The sequence below is a fragment of the Salinispora sp. H7-4 genome (assembly GCF_013416675.1).
Lineage (GTDB): Bacteria > Actinomycetota > Actinomycetes > Mycobacteriales > Micromonosporaceae > Micromonospora > Micromonospora vitiensis.
The window spans coordinates 1-508 of record NZ_JABZED010000058.1 but is presented as its reverse complement, the minus strand read 5'-3'; the positions used below and the strand labels follow the sequence as shown (position 1 = coordinate 508).

1 pseudogene is annotated in these 508 nt (G+C 68.1%); it reads right to left on the bottom strand.

Annotation, left to right across the window (positions count from 1 at the left end):
• Positions 1–233 precede the first annotated feature (233 nt).
• Positions 234–508, bottom strand: a pseudogene (locus H0524_RS21915) (esterase); the annotation flags it as partial.

Below are 508 nucleotides of genomic sequence, written 5' to 3'. Positions count from 1 at the left end.
GACCGGGTCCGGCTCCGAGATCGCGGGTCTCTGGGCCTGGGCCGGGCTGCTCAGGGCGATGCTGGCGGTCAGGGTCGTCACCGCCAGCAACACCATCGTTGCCGGTCTCGTCGGAGATGAGCCGGTGCCGCGCATGGGAACCTCCTCTGCTCGGGCAGGTCGAACGGACCGCATCACTGCGGGTGGGCTGGTTGCCGCGACGCCAAACGTCCGGTGTTTCCGGCTGGCCAGTGTCAGCTGGCCGAGTCGAACGACGCCTCGAGCTGCGGGAGGTAGTCGGCGATCGCCGGGGCCCAGCAGCCATAGTTGTGACCGCCGTTGCACGTGGACGCCAAGGTGGAGCCGTCTCCGTAGTTGACGGTGTCGTGGAGGATACCGAGGTCGTCTAGACGGTCCCCGACAGTCGCGATGGCGGCGGCGGTGGAAGACTCGACGGGGATCTGGTCGCCGGTGTAGAACGCGATGGTGGTGTCAGCCAACTTGGCGAGGTTGGCCGATGCGGCCGGGT